The 15,332-nt window shown below is 68.3% G+C and carries 14 protein-coding genes; 5 read left to right on the forward strand and 9 right to left on the reverse strand.

Translation table 11 applies throughout. The annotated features are described in order from the left end of the window. The first annotated feature begins 187 nt into the window (after positions 1-187). A complete protein-coding gene (locus ACTPOI_RS22290) occupies positions 188-1,546 on the forward strand; it encodes an SPOR domain-containing protein (RefSeq protein ID WP_440112933.1) in 1,359 nt (452 codons plus the stop codon). Here the strand turns inward: ACTPOI_RS22290 and ACTPOI_RS22295 are convergent. Continuing rightward, positions 1,533-2,321: an alpha/beta fold hydrolase gene (locus ACTPOI_RS22295; RefSeq protein WP_440112936.1), complete on the reverse strand. Its 789-nt coding sequence runs from the start codon at positions 2,319-2,321 to the stop codon at positions 1,533-1,535. The two genes, ACTPOI_RS22290 and ACTPOI_RS22295, sit on opposite strands and share 14 nt — an antisense overlap. Before the next feature lie 16 nt (positions 2,322-2,337). Beyond that, entirely contained in the window at positions 2,338-3,342 is a 1,005-nt protein-coding gene (locus ACTPOI_RS22300) for a M14 family zinc carboxypeptidase (protein ID WP_440112940.1), read from the reverse strand. A 204-nt stretch (positions 3,343-3,546) separates the two neighbouring features. Between ACTPOI_RS22300 and ACTPOI_RS22305 the strand changes: the two genes are divergently transcribed. Continuing rightward, positions 3,547-3,690 (forward strand): hypothetical protein, encoded by a 144-nt coding sequence (locus ACTPOI_RS22305; protein WP_165773957.1) that lies wholly within the window; start codon positions 3,547-3,549, stop codon positions 3,688-3,690. Beyond that, positions 3,665-3,826, forward strand: a complete 162-nt coding sequence (locus ACTPOI_RS22310; RefSeq protein WP_291470747.1) for a hypothetical protein — start codon at positions 3,665-3,667, stop codon at positions 3,824-3,826. The genes ACTPOI_RS22305 and ACTPOI_RS22310 overlap by 26 nt, the downstream gene beginning before the upstream one ends. Before the next feature lie 30 nt (positions 3,827-3,856). On the opposite strand, the gene ACTPOI_RS22315 is transcribed toward ACTPOI_RS22310, so the two are convergent. Beyond that, positions 3,857-5,605, reverse strand: a complete 1,749-nt coding sequence (locus ACTPOI_RS22315) for a diguanylate cyclase (protein WP_440112944.1) — start codon at positions 5,603-5,605, stop codon at positions 3,857-3,859. 387 nt (positions 5,606-5,992) lie between these two features. Here ACTPOI_RS22315 and ACTPOI_RS22320 point away from each other — a divergent pair, with 387 nt between their 5' ends. Next, on the forward strand, positions 5,993-6,448 hold the full coding sequence (locus tag ACTPOI_RS22320) for an HU family DNA-binding protein (protein ID WP_094291543.1): 456 nt from the start codon (positions 5,993-5,995) through the stop codon (positions 6,446-6,448). 93 nt (positions 6,449-6,541) lie between these two features. Here the strand turns inward: ACTPOI_RS22320 and ACTPOI_RS22325 are convergent, their stop codons facing one another. From ACTPOI_RS22325 to ACTPOI_RS22335, 3 genes are read right to left on the reverse strand one after another with little or no spacing between them, the layout of a single operon-like run. Further along, positions 6,542-8,341, reverse strand: coding sequence for a feruloyl-CoA synthase (locus ACTPOI_RS22325; protein WP_440112948.1), 1,800 nt, complete (start codon positions 8,339-8,341; stop codon positions 6,542-6,544). 39 nt (positions 8,342-8,380) lie between these two features. Then, positions 8,381-9,322: a 3-hydroxyacyl-CoA dehydrogenase NAD-binding domain-containing protein gene (locus tag ACTPOI_RS22330; protein WP_440112951.1), complete on the reverse strand. Its 942-nt coding sequence runs from the start codon at positions 9,320-9,322 to the stop codon at positions 8,381-8,383. 20 nt (positions 9,323-9,342) lie between these two features. Next, positions 9,343-10,335, reverse strand: coding sequence for a Bug family tripartite tricarboxylate transporter substrate binding protein (locus ACTPOI_RS22335; protein ID WP_440113202.1), 993 nt, complete (start codon positions 10,333-10,335; stop codon positions 9,343-9,345). 279 nt (positions 10,336-10,614) lie between these two features. Here ACTPOI_RS22335 and ACTPOI_RS22340 point away from each other — a divergent pair, with 279 nt between their 5' ends. Beyond that, positions 10,615-11,307 carry a Crp/Fnr family transcriptional regulator gene (locus tag ACTPOI_RS22340; protein ID WP_252659875.1) on the forward strand — a complete coding sequence of 231 codons (693 nt, stop codon included), beginning with the start codon at positions 10,615-10,617 and terminating at the stop codon, positions 11,305-11,307. A gap of 37 nt (positions 11,308-11,344) precedes the next feature. Here ACTPOI_RS22340 and ACTPOI_RS22345 read toward each other — a convergent pair whose 3' ends face one another. Genes ACTPOI_RS22345 through ACTPOI_RS22355 form a run of 3 tightly spaced genes read right to left on the reverse strand, consistent with a single transcriptional unit; the run spans position 11,345 to position 15,320 of the window. Beyond that, entirely contained in the window at positions 11,345-12,151 is an 807-nt protein-coding gene (locus ACTPOI_RS22345; protein WP_440112954.1) for an alpha/beta fold hydrolase, read from the reverse strand. Further along, positions 12,148-13,704 carry a benzoate-CoA ligase family protein gene (locus ACTPOI_RS22350; RefSeq protein ID WP_440112957.1) on the reverse strand — a complete coding sequence of 519 codons (1,557 nt, stop codon included), beginning with the start codon at positions 13,702-13,704 and terminating at the stop codon, positions 12,148-12,150. The genes ACTPOI_RS22345 and ACTPOI_RS22350 overlap by 4 nt, the downstream gene beginning before the upstream one ends. A gap of 53 nt (positions 13,705-13,757) precedes the next feature. Continuing rightward, a complete protein-coding gene (locus ACTPOI_RS22355; RefSeq protein WP_440112960.1) occupies positions 13,758-15,320 on the reverse strand; it encodes a 3,4-dehydroadipyl-CoA semialdehyde dehydrogenase in 1,563 nt (520 codons plus the stop codon). Positions 15,321-15,332 lie beyond the last annotated feature (12 nt).

The raw sequence follows: 15,332 nt of genomic DNA on the forward strand, positions 1-15,332 counted from the left end.
GCCTATTTTTCCAATATTCCGGCGCTGAAACAGGATAGAAACCCCGGCCACACGCCCACCGCACCTGCCGGGCGGCGGGCGCGGTCGGCGCGCGGCGGCGGGGCCCCTGTGCGGCGGGGCCGCAACAGCGGAGCGACTTGCACCCCACACCGGTGGCGTGCGCGGCGGTGCGTGACAGAATCGGCCCATGCTCGACCACACGGACCCTGTCGCCTCCATCATTCCGGCCATGTCGCTCGATTCCCCGTCCGACAACGCCATGACCGCGCTGTCCCGCCTGGCGCTGGGGCCCGTCAACACCGACTACTACCTGGCCGTCTTCGAACGCTTTGACAGCACCGGCCGCACGACCACTACCTGGAACTGGGCCGCCTGCCTGGCCACGCTGAACTGGATGGTGTTCCGCCAGCTCTGGGGCGCCGCCCTGGTGTATGTGGCGGCGGCCGAGGGGCTGGCGCTGATCGTGTTTGGCATTGGCAGGTCTTTTCTGAACTGGCCACCGGGCGTGGAGCTGGGCGTGCTGGGCGCGTTTGCGGTGCTGGCCTTTGCGGTGCCGGGGCTGTATGGCAATGCCATTTTGTATGCCGACATCCGCAAGCGCATCGCCCGCGCGCTGGCCGCATCGCGCACTGTGCCCGAGGCCTGCGCGCTGCTGGAGAAGCAGGCCAGCTCGCGCAAGCGCCTGCAGATGGTGGTGCTGGCCAACGTGGTGCTGGGCGTGGCCGCATTGATCGCTTACCTGGTCTGGTCGCCTTCAGACACCAAACCCCTGGCGCTGGAGCCCGCAGTGACCGTGGCCCAGGCCACCGCAGCGGCCACGGCAGCTTCGACCACCACACCAGCTTCACCGGCCAAGGCCACGGGCCAAGCTGCATCCACGACAGCCCCCATGCCAGAAGCAGCCCCCGAACCAGCCCCTGTGGCAGAGTCGCGCCTCGCACCCGCACCCGCATCGCCCCCGGCACCGGCAGCCGCAGCAGTCAAGGCATCTGCAGCCCCCAAAGCCTCGACCCCCAACGTGCCGCCCGCCACGGTGCTCCCGCCACCGGCCGAGCCCGCCCCGTCAGCACGGCCTGCTTCAGCCCCTGCCAGCAAGGCGGCCGCGTCGGCACCGGCACCAGCCAAGACGGCCACACCTGCAGCATCCACCCGCGCATCGGCCACCACCAGCCCGACAGCCTCGGCCGCCAGCACGCCCGCCCCCCGGCGCGAGGCCGCCGCCAGCCGCGCCAGTGCCGCCACCAAGCCCAAGGCACCTGCGTCGGCACCAGCCGCTGCCGCTGCCGACAAACCGCTGCCCACCGTGGGCACGGCGGCGGGCTACTACATCAACGTGGGCCTGTTTGCCGAAGAGGCCAATGCGCGCAAGGCCCAGGCGCGGCTGCTCAACGAGGGCCTGCCCGCCTTCCGCCAGGAGCTGGACGGCGCCAAGGGGCGGCGCATCCGTGTGCGCGTGGGCCCCTACGACACGCGCGCGCAGGCCGATGCCGCGGCAGAAAGCATCCGCGCCATGGCCCTGGAAGCCGTGGTATTCAAGCAGCCGTAACCGGCGCGCCGCCCGATGGGTGCGACCCATGTGTTGCCCACTGCCGCACCTGCTCCACCACCCAGGCCGGGTCGTCCAGCGGCAGGTCGTGGCCTGCAAAGGGGTGCATCACCAGCGGCAGGTTCCACGCAGCGGCCAGCGCTTGCGAACACGCGCTGGCCACCAACTGGTCGTGGCGGCTGGCCAGCAGCAGCAAGGGGGGCAGCGGTGCGGTGGCCGGAGCCCGGTAGCGCGCGGCGGCCAGCAATTGGCGCAGCGCGTTGCGGCCCGACACCGGCCGCTGCCTGCGCACGGTGGCCCAGTGCGCCAACACCGGGGCGCGCGCTGCGGCCAGGTTGCTGGTCATCGCCAGCACCTGCTGCTCCACCGCTTCGGCCGGGCGGGCCAACAGCACCAGGCGCAGCAGGGCGCCGTAGTTCTGCGGGCGCAGCCGGTGGTAGAACGGGCTGAACGGCCGCAGGCTGGTGTTGACCAGCACGCCACTCGCGATCTCCTCCGGCGCCCCCTGCGCCCATTCCACCGCCACCATGGCGCCCAGCGACATGGCCAACAGGTGGTAGGGCGGCACCAGCCCGCGTGCCGCCAGATCGGCGCGGCAGGCCTGCACCATGCCCTGCACCGTGGTGGGCGAGGGCCTGTGGTGCCAGCAGCCGTTGCCGGGCAGGTCCACGGCCAGCACGGCATCGCCGGGCAGCGCCTGCTGGAGGTCGGCCACCAGCCCGCCCCAGTGGGCGGTTTCGCGGGTCAGACCGCGCAACAGGATCCATTGGCGCATGGTGCAGCGCTCCGTTTCAGTACCAGGCCGCGAGCGCGTCGGCGCGGCGTTGTGCGCGCTGATCGGGCGCGGGCACCCAGCGTGCATGACTGCAGGCCGCACGCGCCAGAAAGTCGAGCAGCGACAGGTGCCGCCGTAGCACGCGCTGCTGGCGGTGGTTGATGAGCGGGTTGAAGATGCCGTTGCGCGAGAACAGCTGGCGGGGGTTCTTCTTGATCCACAGCCACGAGCCCATCTCCAGCGTGAGCGGCAGGAAGGTGTGTGTGGGCAGGGTCTGGCAGGCTTGCAGGTACAGGTGGTCCCACAGGTCGCCATGCGCCAGGTACTGCGTGCTTTGCGGTTCGATGATGTACTGGTGGTGGCTGTGAGCCTGCAAAAAGATCTCTTGCAGCGCATGCAGCTCGGCCAGGTGCGCAATGGGTTTGCGCGTGTGCGCAAACGGAAACCACAGCCGGTCCTTCACGCCAAAGCCCGAGTGGCAGTCCAGCGCCATGCTGAAGGGGCGCGCCAGCAGCTGGGCCGTGGCCACCTCGCACAGCGCCTGGCTCTCGGCCTCCATGGGGTCGCCCAGGCGCCCCCGGTACCAGGGCAGGCCCGCGCTCACCCGCTGCCCGCCCACCCACAGCGGCACGCGGTCCACGGCGTCCACCGGGGCGTTGCGCATCAGGTCCACCCCGCGCGGGTTGGCCCGCGTGGCCGACCACATGCCGCCCGGGTTGACGATGGGCATGAAGACCAGGCGCACCTGCTCCAGCTGCCGGTGCAGGGTGGTGTCCCATTGAAGGCGCATGACCACGTTCTGCAGGTAGGCGATGACCACCTCGGCCCCGATGCGCTCCAGCCCGTGCACGCCGCCAAAAAAGCCCACCGCAGGCACATCCAGCGCCGGGTTGCCCACACCAATGGCGTAGACCGGAAACCGCTCGCCGGTGGCCACCTGCACCTGCCGCACCACCTGCACATCGAGATGGGGCGCGCCCTGCTCCAGGATTTTTTCCAGTGCCAGAAGCTCGGGCAGCATGTGCAGAGGGGTTTTTCAGGAGGGATGGCAAGGACTCACCGCAAGAGGATAGCGCCCGCCAGCACGCCCGGGTGGGCAAACAGGCGCGTGGCGGGGCCGCTGTTGGGTTCATGCGAACCGACGCAAAACCGTCACACAACGGCGGTAACTTGCCCTGCAGATCGCCACGGTCTTCCTTCAACCTCCCTACGAAAGAGGCGCACCATGCTCTGGAAATTGCTCGGATTGCAGCGGCTGCTGGATCAGCTGTTCGATGAAGGGGGCTGGCTGAGCTTTGACCTGCCCCGCACCCACGAATGGGCGTGCGACGGAGCCTTTGACGATGCACCGGCCGCCGCGCAGGACTGAGGCCTACCGCTGGGCCGTGGGCCGGGGCATGCTGGTGTGCGCCCTGGCCTGGGGGTTGGTGGAGCTGCTGGCGCTGCAGCGCTCGCGCTTTCAGCAGTGGCGCCAGCGGCAGCAGGCCGCCATCCACCACCACTGAGCGGGCCAGGCAGAAAGCCGGGCAAGGCGCTCAGTCTGGCGACACTGAAGCTGCCACGGCCCGGTTGCGCCCCGCATTCTTGGCCTGGTACATCGCCGCATCGGCGGCGGACAACAGGGCATCCAGCCCCCAGCCCCCGTGGGCCGAGTCCGCAATCCCCAGGCTCACCGTCACGCGCACCTCGGGGTCGGCCGTGCCCATCACCTGCGCTGCGGCCACCTTCTCACGCAGGCGATTGGCAAACTGCAGGCCCTGCTCCCGGTTGCAGTGGCTGAGCAGCAGCACAAACTCCTCGCCCCCAAAACGCGCCGCCAGATCGCCCTCGCGCAGTTCGGCGCGCACCACATCGGCCACCGCCAGCAGCGCCTTGTCGCCCGCGGCGTGGCCCAGGCTGTCGTTGAGCTGCTTGAACCAGTCCACATCCAGCACCAGCACAGCCATGTCAACGCCATAGCGCGTGGCTTGCGCCAGGGCGGTGCGCGCCTGGGTGATGAAGGCACGGCGGTTGGGCAGGCCCGTGAGGTAGTCGGTTTCGGACTGCTCCCTGAGCTGCTCGATGAGCAGGTCGCGCTCGCGCTCCAGGTCCTGGCGCCGGCGGGTCTGGCCCTGCAGCGCGCGCACCGCACCGATGACCGCCGACATCTCGTCGTCGGCCAGGGGGACGGGCAAAGGCGCCTGCAGGTCGTTGTTGGCCAGCGCTTTCAGGGCCCGCGTGGTCTTGGCCAAGGGCTGCAGCACGCGGTGCTGGATCACATACAGCGCACCGCCCAGCACCAGCAGCAGCGCCCCGGAGCCCGCCAGCGCCCAGACCAGCACCCGCAGCGCGCGCCGGTGTTCCTGCTGCGCGCGGTCGCGGGCCTGGGCCAGCAGCGCATCGCGCAGCGCCAGGATGGGGTTCATCTCGGGCACATACAGGGCCGCGAACTCGGCGGCCGACAGGCCGTAGTGGCCCTCCCCATCGCCCTGCGCCAGCACCTGGCCCAGCAGCGCCTGCGCCACGCCAAAGTACCTCGCCTCCACCGTGCTCCACGCCTGCGACACCGCTTGGGCCTCATCCGGCAGCTGCAGCCGCAGCTCTACCAGCGTGCGCAACTGCGCAATGCGCCCCCGCGTCTCGTCAATGGCACGGCGCTCGGCTGCAGAAAACGGCTGCGCCTTGACCAGGGCCGCCGTGAAGTGGGAGCCCAGCAGGCCTGCGTATTCGCGCAGCGCTGCGGCCAGGCGCGCGCCCTGCACATCGTCACCCAGTGCGGGGTAGGCGTGCTGGGCGGCACTGGCCAGTGGGTTGGTCACCGGCGACAGCAGGGGCACCACGGCCACCATGCCCTGCACAGCGTCGCGGATGGCCTCGGCCGAGCGCTGCGCTTGCGGCAGCGCCAGCACCTGGTCCACATCTGCGCGGGCCTGTACCAGCGCACTGCGCGCGGTCTGAAGGCTTTGCACCAGATGGATGCCGTCGGCGGTGGAACGGGGTGCGGCCGCCACGGCCTGCCGCAGGGCCTCGAACGCCTGGTCAGTGCGCGCCCGCGCCTCCTGCAGCGCCTGGGCGCGCGGCTGCGCCATGGGCAAGGCATCGCCCAGCGCACCGTTGGTGGGCCCACGTTCGCGCGACACCATCTCCACCGCCACCAGCCCGCGTCGCAGCTGCTCCAGCAAGCGCAAGCTTTCCGACGCCTTGTGCACCGATTGCCATTCGGTGGTGGCCAGGCGCCCCACCAGCACCATCGTGGCCACCAGAACCAGGGCCCCCAGCAGGTGGAGCATTCGACTGAGTTGCATGAACAAACAAGCGCTTTGCGGGCACCACACCAGAAAAGGAAAGCTGCACCAGGCAGCACAGGAAAGGCCGCCCCTGCACGCTGCGGCCTGCCGGGATTGTATGAAGGCTGGTCTGGCAGACCTTTCCCGGGCGGCCGTGGACTGCTGTGGCCCGGCCCACCAGGCGCTCCGAGGCATCTGCTTGTGTGCGTTCAACACACCTCGGCACTGCCCCCCAAACCCCCAGTGCGGCCCACACCATGCCCCTCGGCACAGGGCCATGCAGAAGCCTCAGACACCGGCAGGACATGCCCTCTATCGGTCTGGGCGTTCTCGCACCTAAAATCACGCAGGCTCTCGACAAATCGGAGAGGGCCGATCGCAATCCAAACCAACGAAGAAACAATCATGGCAACTGCAAAGAAAGCTCCAGCACCCGCAAAGAAAGCCGCCGTCAAGGCCGCAGCACCCGCAGCCAAAAAGGCTGCTCCCGCCAAGAAGGCCGCAGCCCCCGCTGCCAAGCCTGCAGCAGCGGCCCCCGCAGCGCTCAAGCCCATCAAGACGGCTTTCAACAAGACCACGCTGGTGGCCCATCTGGCCGAGCAATCGGGCGTGGAACCCAAGGCCGCCAAGGCTGTGCTGGCAGCCCTCGAAGCCGCCATCCTGGGCTCGGTGCACAAAAAGGGCTCTGGCGAATTCACGCTGCCCGGCGTGCTGAAGATCGGCCTGCAGCAAGTGCCTGCCAAGAAGAAGCGCTTCGGCAAGGACCCCTTCACCGGTGAAGAGCGCTGGTTCCCCGCCAAGCCCGCATCGGTCAAGATCAAGACCCGCGCGCTGAAGAAGCTCAAGGACGCAACGGCCTGATCAGGCCTTTGGTTCTTGCAGGCCGTACCGGCCTGCGTGCATGGGCCCTGCCCCATGCACGCCCCCCGCCCCCTCGCCCCTCTCCCCGGACAGTCAGCCGGTGATCACACCCGCAGCAGCGGGTTCGGCGTAGAGCGCAGCCACTGCTGCTGCGCGGCGTGACAACACAGCCCCCTGGTTGATATAGCCCTTGTCGGTGATTTCCCCCGCGTCAGCATCGGGCGGCTCCCGCATCACCAGCGCCCGTGTGGGGCATTGTGAAGACCCCGCGCCCCCATTGCGCCGCGCATGCATCAGCGCGCGCAAGGCCGCTTCCAGCCTGCCCGTATCGGCCACACCTGCTGCCGATGGGAACACCAGCATCCCCACCTCGTCGCGGTTGTGGCCCGCGAGCACGATGTCCTGCACCAGCGGCGCAAGCTGCGACACCAGCTCCACCCGCAACGTGCCCACCGACACCCAGCTGCCGCTGGACAGCTTGAAGTCCTCGGCCACGCGCCCGTTGAACACCACGCCCCGCTCGGGCCGCTCGGCGTCGGCCAGATAGCCTGCGTCGCCAATGCGGTAGAAGCCCTCGCTGTCGAAAGCGGCGGCGGTTTCGCTGGGCGCGTTGCGGTAGCCCGCAAACACCGAAACACCTTTGACCCGCATCTCCAGCTTGCCGCCGTTGGGCACCAGCTTGAGTTCCAGCCCTGGCAGCGGCGCGCCAATGCAGCCCGCACCCTCCAGGCGCCAGTGGGCGGTGGTCACGGCGGGTGCGGTTTCGGTGGCACCCCACGAGGTAGTCAGCCACAGGGGCCGTGCCGGACGCACCCGGTGGGCCAGCGCCTCCAGCCGCTGCCAGGTGGAGGGGGCCAGTGCGGCCGCCGCATAAAAGGCCAGGCGCACACGCGCCAGCACCTGCGCGGCCAGGGCGTCATCGGCCTCCAGAAACGGCAGCAGCATGTCGAAACCCCGGGGCACATTGAACAGCATGGTGGGCTGCACGTCGCGCAGGTTGCGCACGGTTTTGTCGATGAGCCCCGGCACCGGTCGGCCTTCGTCAATGTAGAGCGTGCCACCGTGGCACAGCACCATGTTCAGGTTGTGATTGCCACCGAAGGTATGGCTCCAGGGCAGCCAATCGACCAGCACCGGCTTTTCGTGGGCCAGAAAGCGCCAGGTCTGGGCCATCATCTGCTGGTTGGCACACAGCATGCGGTGGGTGTTGATGACCACCTTGGGCCGCCCGGTGGAGCCGGAAGTCAGCAGGTACTTGGCATGGCCATCGGCGTCCAGCGCTTCAAACGCCTCGCGCACGGCAGGTGTCTCCTGCCCGCGCTGCAGCTGCTCAAACGCCAGCGCGCCTGCACAGCGGTCGGCATGGCGGCTGAAGACCTTCACCACCTCACCGCCGTAACCGGCCAGCGCTGACGCGTAGACCTGCGCATCGGAGGCGTAGACCAGGCTGGGCTCCAGCACCGCCAGCATGCTGTGCAGGCGGCTAGGGTCCTGGGAGCGCGCGTAGGCGCTGGACATGGAGCAGGGTGTGATGCCCACATGCATGGCCGCCAGCATGAGCACCGCATGGTCCACCGCGTTGTCGGACAGGATGGCAATGGGGCGCCCGGCGGGCAGCTTCAGGTCCAGCAGCGACTGGGCCACCGCACCCACTTCGCGGCGCAGTTGTGCGTAGCTCAGGCCACGCCATTGCTCGCCGCCCGCATCGCGCTCGGCCAGGGCCAGCGTGTCGGGCGTCTCCTGCGCCCAGCGTTCCAGCCATTCGCCCACACAGCGGGCATAGGGACGTAGAGCCTCGGGGGAGCGCAGCGTGAACGCGCCATCGTCCAGGGACCGGCGCAGCGTGCGCGGCGGCGCGATCTGGTCTTCGTCGTCAAGGAATGCAGGGTGCATGGTGTTGTCTCGGAGGATTTTTTCTGTGTGCAGGGCGCATCAGTCCAGCGCACCCGACGATTGCTTGGCGCGCAGCAGCTCGATCAGCAGCGCATCGCGCGCGCGGGCCAGCTCGGTGGCTTGCCGCATGCCCAACGCCTGCGCCACCCCATCGACCACCTGGTGCTGCAGGGCCGCATCCATGGACGGGGCCCCCAGGTCGCGCCACCAGTCCTCGATGGGCCCGCCCAGGTGGGCCAGCAGGTGCGCAATGCCGCCCTCGCCGCCCGACAGGTGCAGATTCATGAACGGCCCCATCAGCGCCCACCGCAGGCCGGGGCCCTGGGCGATGGCGGTGTCGATGTCGCTGACGGTGGCCACGCCCTCGTTCACCAAATAAAAGGCTTCGCGCCAAAGTGCGGCCTGGAGGCGGTTGGCGATATGCCCCTTGATCTCACGCCGCACCTGGATGGGGCGCTTGCCAATGTGGGCGTAGAACGCCATCGCCTGCACCACAGCCTCGGGCTCCGTTTGCTGGCCCCCGCCTACCTCCACCAGCGGAATCAGGTGCGGCGGGTTGAACGGGTGGCCCAACACCACCCGCTCAGGCCGCGCGCAGGCTTGCTGGATGTCGCTGATGGCCAGGCCCGAGGTGCTGGATGCCAGGATCGCGTGGGCAGGCGCTGCCGCATCCATGCGGCGAAAAAGCTCCACCTTGGCGTCCAGCCGCTCCGGCCCGTTCTCCTGCACAAAGTCGGCCTGCGCCAGCGCGTCCTCCAGCCGGTCATGCCAACGCAGGCGATCCAGGTGGGCTCCGTCCGCCAGCCCCTGGCGCGACAAAGCCTCCCAGTGCGCGGCCACAGCCGCACGCAGGCGCTCCTGCGCGCCTGGCGACGGGTCCCAGGCATCCACGTCCAGACCACGCGCCAAGAAGTACGCAGCCCAGCTCGCGCCGATGACACCGGTGGCCACCACGGCCACGCGCTTCACAGTCAGGTCCATGCGATGGGTTCCTCGTGCGATCAAGACTCAGCCGTGAAGCCGACCTTCTTGACAAGCGGGCCCCAGCGCTCGAACTCGGCTTGCTGCGATGCCTGCATCTCGCCGGGGGTGGAACCCTTGGCGATCAGCCCCACCACGGCCAGGCTGTCGATGACGGCCTTTTCCTTGATGGCAGCGTTGATGGCCGCGTTGGCGGCCGCCACCACGGCAGCGGGCGTGCGGGCCGGGGAGTAGAAGCCAAACCATTCCTCGGTCGTGAGCTCTGGAAAGCCCTGCTCGGCAAACGTGGGCACCTCGGGTGAGAACGGGGAGCGCGCCTGGCCCGAAGTCGCAATCAGCCGCAGTTTGCCGGCCTTGTGGTTGGGGATGAAATCGCCGCTGGGCGTGACCATGGAGGCGATCTGCCCACCCACCACATCCGTGACGCCCGGGATGGAGCCCCGGTAAGGCACATGCTTGAGTTCCACCCCGTTGTTCAGCCCCAGCAGAGCGCCAATGAAGTGCGGCGTGGAGCCTGCTGCGGGCGAGCCGTAGTTGGCCAGCACCGGGTTGGCCTTGGCCCAGGCCAGGAAGTCCCTCACCGTTTTGACCGACGCTGGCACCAGCGGCCCCACGGCCAGCCCATGGTGCATCACCGCAGCAATCGACACCGGCACGAAGTCCTTCACGGGGTCGTAGCTCAGCTTGTTGTAGATGTGGGGATAGATCGATGTACACGAGAACGGCGAGAGTGTGAGCACGGTGCCGTCCGCAGGAGCCCCCTTGAGCGACTCCAGCGCAATGCGTCCACCTGCGCCGGGCTTGTTCTCCACCACAGCAGGGTTGCGCGTGTAGGGCGAGCCCGCCAGCTTCTCGCCCACCCGGCGCGCCACGCTGTCCCCCGCACTGCCCGCCGGAAATCCGTAGAGGACCTTGACCTGATCCAGCGCCTGGGCCTGCGCAGCGAGGGGCGACAGGGCTGCCAGCGCCGCTGCGCTGCCCATTTGGTTCATGAAGTGGCGGCGTGTGTACATCATCCTGTGTCTCCTGCGGGTGGTTTGTTGTGGCGATGAAAAGAGGTGCGGCTCAGTGGTGCACCAACGCGGATCTCGCGGCCGACAGGCCACGCCCTGAGCCAAGGGCAGTGGTGTCAAAGACCTTGCGTTGGGTCAACATGGTGCGTAACGGAAAATGCCAGTGCTGCAGATTATTTTTTCCCGGCCCGGCCCATTCAGTCATCCCGACGACATTTGGACTCAGGGTATACGTGGGTCTGTCTTTTGAACGGTGCAGCAAGCAGGAGAATGCCCACCATGTTGGTCAAAGTGACGCCCCCCACCATGGACGATCTGCTCGCAGCGTCTGCCTGGTTTCCGCTGCTGGACAGCGGCGCGCAGGCGCGTGTGCGTGATGAGCTGCGCGAGGTGGATGTGCCACAGGGGGGCGCGCTGTGCCGACGTGGCGAAAAGCCCGTGCACTGGTACGGCGCCATCGAGGGCTTGCTCAAGTGGACGGTGACCTCGGGCGACGGCCGCTCGGTCACGCTGGGCGGGCTGTCGGCGGGCAGCTGGTTTGGCGAAGGCACGCTGCTGCGCGGCAGCCCGCGCACGGCCGACATCATTGCGCTGCGCCCCAGCCGCGTTGCGCTGATGCCGGTGGAGACCTTCGAGTGGCTGCACGCCACCGAGCGCAGTTTCGACCACTTTCTGCTGCGCCAGATCAACGAGCGCATGCACTGGTTCCTGGGCAACTTCACGGCCCACCACCTGCTCGACACCGACAGCCAGGTGGCCCGGGCGCTGGCGGGCCTGTTCCACCCCTGGCTGCACCCGGGCAGCGATACGCACCTGCAAGTCTCGCAAGAGGAAATCGCCAACCTCTCGGGCGTGTCGCGCCAGCGCTGCAACGCAGCCTTGAAGCGCCTGCAGGCTGCGGGCCTGCTGGAGATCGAATACGGCGGCATCACGGTCACCAACCTGGAGGGCCTGCGCCGCAGGGTGGAATAGCCGCGCCGCTACAACGGCTTGCAGCGTGGGATGCGCTTCACGAATCAGAGGCCGCGATGAAGGCCACGGTGGCCGCGATCACCGCCTCGGGCTGATCACGGTGTGGTGAATGCGCGCAGGCGGGCAGCTCCAGCAACCGGGTGCCGGGTACCTGCCGTGCAATGCCGCGTATCTGCGCCAGCGTGCCGTATTCGTCGTCCAGCCCCTGGATAGCCAGCACGGGCGCACGGATGGCGGTGATCTCGGCCTCGATGTTCCAAGTGCGGAACGCAGGGTCCAGCCAGATGCGGTTCCAGCCCCAGAAGGCCGAGTTCGGGTCGTCGTGGTAGCGGCCCAGCTTCTGCGCCAGGTCGGTATGCAGGTAGGCATGCTTCGCACGCTCGATGTTCTCCACCGTCACGCCTTCCACAAAGATATGCGGGGCCAGCAGCACCAGGCCGCGTGTGCGCTCCGGACACCGCGCAGCGAACAGCAACGCGATGGAGGCACCGTCGCTGTGGCCGAACATCCAAGGCGCTTCCCGCACACCCAGCGCATCCAGAAAGGCGGGGATCACCTCGTGCGCCTGCTGGTGCATGAAGTCCACGCCCCACACCTCGTCCGCCGCGCGCGGGGTGGACTGGCCGTAGGCGGGGCGCGAGAAGACGAGCCCCCGGAATCCCCCCGCTTCGCACAGCCGCTGCGGGAAGTCCTTCCACATGGCGACCGACCCCAGGCCCTCATGGAGGAACACCACCAGGGGCGCCGCCTTGCGCTCGGGCGCGATCCAAGCGTATTCGATCTCCACAGTGCGCTGCCGCCAAGCGACGGAGACCTTGCATGGCGTACAGGCCACGGCTGTCATGGCCGCGGCCCTTGTTCTCGTTCGCGCAGCCGAAAGCGCTGGATCTTGCCCGTGGCGGTTTTGGGCAGTTCGGGCACAAACTCGATAAGGCGTGGGTACTTGTAGGGGGGCAGGCGTTCCTTCACAAAGGCCTTGAGGTCTTCTGGCGTGGCGCTCTGCCCATCCTTGAGTACCACAAAGGCCTTGGTCTTGGTCAGGCCATCGGCGTCTTGCGCGCCAATCACGGCGGCCTCCAGCACCGCCGGGTGCTGCATCAGCGTAGCCTCCACCTCGAACGGCGAGACATAGATGCCGCTGACCTTGAGCATGTCGTCACTGCGCCCGGCGTAGGTGTAGTAACCCTCGGCATCGCGCACATACTTGTCGCCGCTCTTGGTCCATGCGCCCTGGAAGGTTTCGCGCGTCTTCTCGCGGTTGTTCCAGTACAGCAGCGCTGCGCTGGGGCCCTGGATGTACAGGTCGCCAATCTCGCCATCTGGCACCTCGCGCCCGTCTTCACCACGCAGCGAGACCTCGTACCCTGGCACGGGCTTGCCCGTGGTGCCGTAGCGCACATCCCCCGGACGGTTGGACAGGAAGATGTGCAGCATCTCGGTGGATCCAATACCGTCGATGATGTCGCAGCCAAAGTGGGCCTTGAAGCGCTGCGCGATCTCGGCGGGCAGGGCCTCGCCCGCCGATGAACACATGCGCAGTGACACCGCGCTGCGTGGCGGCAGGCGGGGCGAGGCCAGCATGCCCGCAAAACCCGTGGGGGCCCCGAAGAACACGGTGGGCTGGTGCCGCGCCCAGCGCTCGAAGGTGGCATCGGGCGTGGGGCGTTCGGCCATCAGCACCACCGTAGCCCCCACCGACAAGGGGAAGGTGAGGCTGTTGCCCAGGCCATAGGCAAAGTAGAGTTTGGCGGCCGAGAAGCACCGGTCCTGCTCGGTGAGGCCCAGCACCGGCTTGCCATACAGCTCGGCTGTCCACCACAGGTTGCCGTGGGTGTGGACCGTGCCTTTGGGCTTGCCTGTGGAGCCCGATGAGTACAGCCAGAAACCCGGCGCATCCGGCCCCGTGGCAGCGGGCGCCGACAGGGGCGCCGCAGCAGTGATGGCAGCCCGCATGTCCAGCGCACCGCCGGGCAGCGGCCCCTGCGGCTGCGACACCACCTGCAGGGCCACCTCGTTCGGCTGTCGGTGCATGGCGTCGTTCAGCACAGGCAGCAACGCCCCCGACACCAGCACCGCGCGCGCACGGGCATGGGACAACATGTAGGCGTAGTCCTCGGGCTTGAGCAAGGTGTTGACGGCCACGGGCAACACCCCGGCGTACAGGCAGCCCAGAAAGGCCACAGGCCAATCGCAGGTGTCGAGCATCAGCAGCAACACCCGCTCCTCGCGCCGCACACCGGCCCCCACCAGCAGCGCCGCCAGTCGGCGCGCACGGTCCTCCAGGGCGCTGTAGCTCAGGGTTTCATGGTCGTCGATGTAGGCCATGCGGTCGCCGCGCGCGCGGTTCAGCGCAAACAGGTGCTCCGCAAAGTTGAAATGCTCTGGCAGGCGGGTCATGGGGATGTCTCCGTGGTTCTTGTAGGGAAAGGGCCTGCGCAAATGAAGCAGGGCTACGCCAGATCAGGCAAACCAAGTGCCGCCAGCACTGCGGGGCTGGCCTGCACGGCGCTGTGCTGGTGGTAGAAGTCCAGCGCGCGCAACCCGCCCAGCTCGGCACCACCGCCCGCACGGCCCGGGCCGCCGTGCTGCGACATGGGCATCACATTGCCATGGCCACTGTGGGCCTGCGCCACATCGGGCGTGACCACATGCACACGGCCATGGCTGGCAGCCACTGCCAGCGCGGTGTGCGCCAATGCGGCCTCATCACTGCCATACAGCGAGGTGACCAGCGAGCCCTGGCCGCGCTGCGCGAGCGCGATCGCATGCGCACCATCGCGGTAGGGCAGCAGCGTGGCCACGGGGCCGAAGACCTCGACGTCGTGCACCGGCTGCGCAGCATCGGCATCGCGCGCGCCCAGCAGCACGGGCCCCATGCAGGCGGCCACGGCGGGGTCAGCATCCACCAGCGGCTGGTTGCGGCCGTCGTACAGCACTGCGGCATGGGCCAACAGTGTGGCCAGGCCTTCGTGCACCGATGCCAGCTGAGCCCGACTGACCAGCGAGCCCATGCGCACACTGTCGTTGCGCGGGTTGCCCACGGTGATGCCAGCCAGCTTGGCGCCAATGGCTTCGGCAGCCGCGTCGTACACGTCTGCGGGCACGAGGATGCGGCGGATCGCCGTGCACTTCTGGCCGGATTTGACAGTCATCTCGCGCACCACTTCGCGCACCAGCAGGTGAAAGGCCTCGCTGCCCGGTGCCTCGCCCGGCAGCAGCAGGGCACTGTTGAGGCTGTCGGCCTCGATGTTGGCGCGCACCGAGCGCTGGGCCACCGCAGGGTGGCCGCGGATGACGCCCGCCGTCTCAGCCGAACCCGTGAACGACACCACATCGAAGGGCTGCAGCTGGTCCATCAGCCCCGCTGAACTTCCGGCGATGACCGACAGCGCGCCCACGGGCAGCACCCCGGCATCCACCACATCCTGGACCATGCGCTGTGTCAGCCATGCAGTGGCCGTGGCAGGTTTGACGATGACGGGCATGCCCGACAGCAGGGCGGGTGCGGCCTTCTCCCACAGCCCCCAGGCCGGGAAGTTGAACGCATTGATGAACAGTGCCACGCCCTGCCGGGGCACCTGCAGATGCTGCGACTGGAAGACAGTCTCCTTGCCCAGCTTCACCGCGTCTCCGTCGCGCAGGGCACGCACATCGCCCAGTGCATCTCCCCATCGGGCGTATTGGCCCAGGGTGAAGATGGCGCCATCGATGTCCACGGCCGAGTCGTTCTTGACGGTACCGGCATTGGCCGTAGCGATCTCGTAGTAGCTGTCGCGATGGGACTGCAACACCTTCACCACAGCCGTCAGCATCGCGGCGCGCTCGCGGTAGGTGGCTGCGCGCAAGGCCGCGCCACCGGTATCACGCGCAAACGCAAATGCCTCGGCCAGGTCCAGCCCTGCCGCATCCACCCGCACCAGCGCGGTGCCCAGCACAGGGTCCCACAACGCTGTGCCCGGCCCGACTCCGTGTTGCCAGCGCCCTGCGGCATAGTTGGGGAGCAGTTCAGTCATGCGGGGCTTTCT

The sequence above is a fragment of the Acidovorax sp. BL-A-41-H1 genome (assembly GCF_051942715.1).

Coding starts and splice junctions, on each gene's coding strand:
- ACTPOI_RS22290 (WP_440112933.1), top strand. CDS start 188: ATGCTCGACCACACGGACCCTGTCGCCTCCATCATTCCGGCCATGTCG.
- ACTPOI_RS22295 (WP_440112936.1), bottom strand. CDS start 2,321: ATGCGCCAATGGATCCTGTTGCGCGGTCTGACCCGCGAAACCGCCCAC.
- ACTPOI_RS22300 (WP_440112940.1), bottom strand. CDS start 3,342: ATGCTGCCCGAGCTTCTGGCACTGGAAAAAATCCTGGAGCAGGGCGCG.
- ACTPOI_RS22305 (WP_165773957.1), top strand. CDS start 3,547: ATGCTCTGGAAATTGCTCGGATTGCAGCGGCTGCTGGATCAGCTGTTC.
- ACTPOI_RS22310 (WP_291470747.1), top strand. CDS start 3,665: ATGCACCGGCCGCCGCGCAGGACTGAGGCCTACCGCTGGGCCGTGGGC.
- ACTPOI_RS22315 (WP_440112944.1), bottom strand. CDS start 5,605: ATGCAACTCAGTCGAATGCTCCACCTGCTGGGGGCCCTGGTTCTGGTG.
- ACTPOI_RS22320 (WP_094291543.1), top strand. CDS start 5,993: ATGGCAACTGCAAAGAAAGCTCCAGCACCCGCAAAGAAAGCCGCCGTC.
- ACTPOI_RS22325 (WP_440112948.1), bottom strand. CDS start 8,341: ATGCACCCTGCATTCCTTGACGACGAAGACCAGATCGCGCCGCCGCGC.
- ACTPOI_RS22330 (WP_440112951.1), bottom strand. CDS start 9,322: ATGGACCTGACTGTGAAGCGCGTGGCCGTGGTGGCCACCGGTGTCATC.
- ACTPOI_RS22335 (WP_440113202.1), bottom strand. CDS start 10,335: ATGTACACACGCCGCCACTTCATGAACCAAATGGGCAGCGCAGCGGCG.
- ACTPOI_RS22340 (WP_252659875.1), top strand. CDS start 10,615: ATGTTGGTCAAAGTGACGCCCCCCACCATGGACGATCTGCTCGCAGCG.
- ACTPOI_RS22345 (WP_440112954.1), bottom strand. CDS start 12,151: ATGACAGCCGTGGCCTGTACGCCATGCAAGGTCTCCGTCGCTTGGCGG.
- ACTPOI_RS22350 (WP_440112957.1), bottom strand. CDS start 13,704: ATGACCCGCCTGCCAGAGCATTTCAACTTTGCGGAGCACCTGTTTGCG.
- ACTPOI_RS22355 (WP_440112960.1), bottom strand. CDS start 15,320: ATGACTGAACTGCTCCCCAACTATGCCGCAGGGCGCTGGCAACACGGA.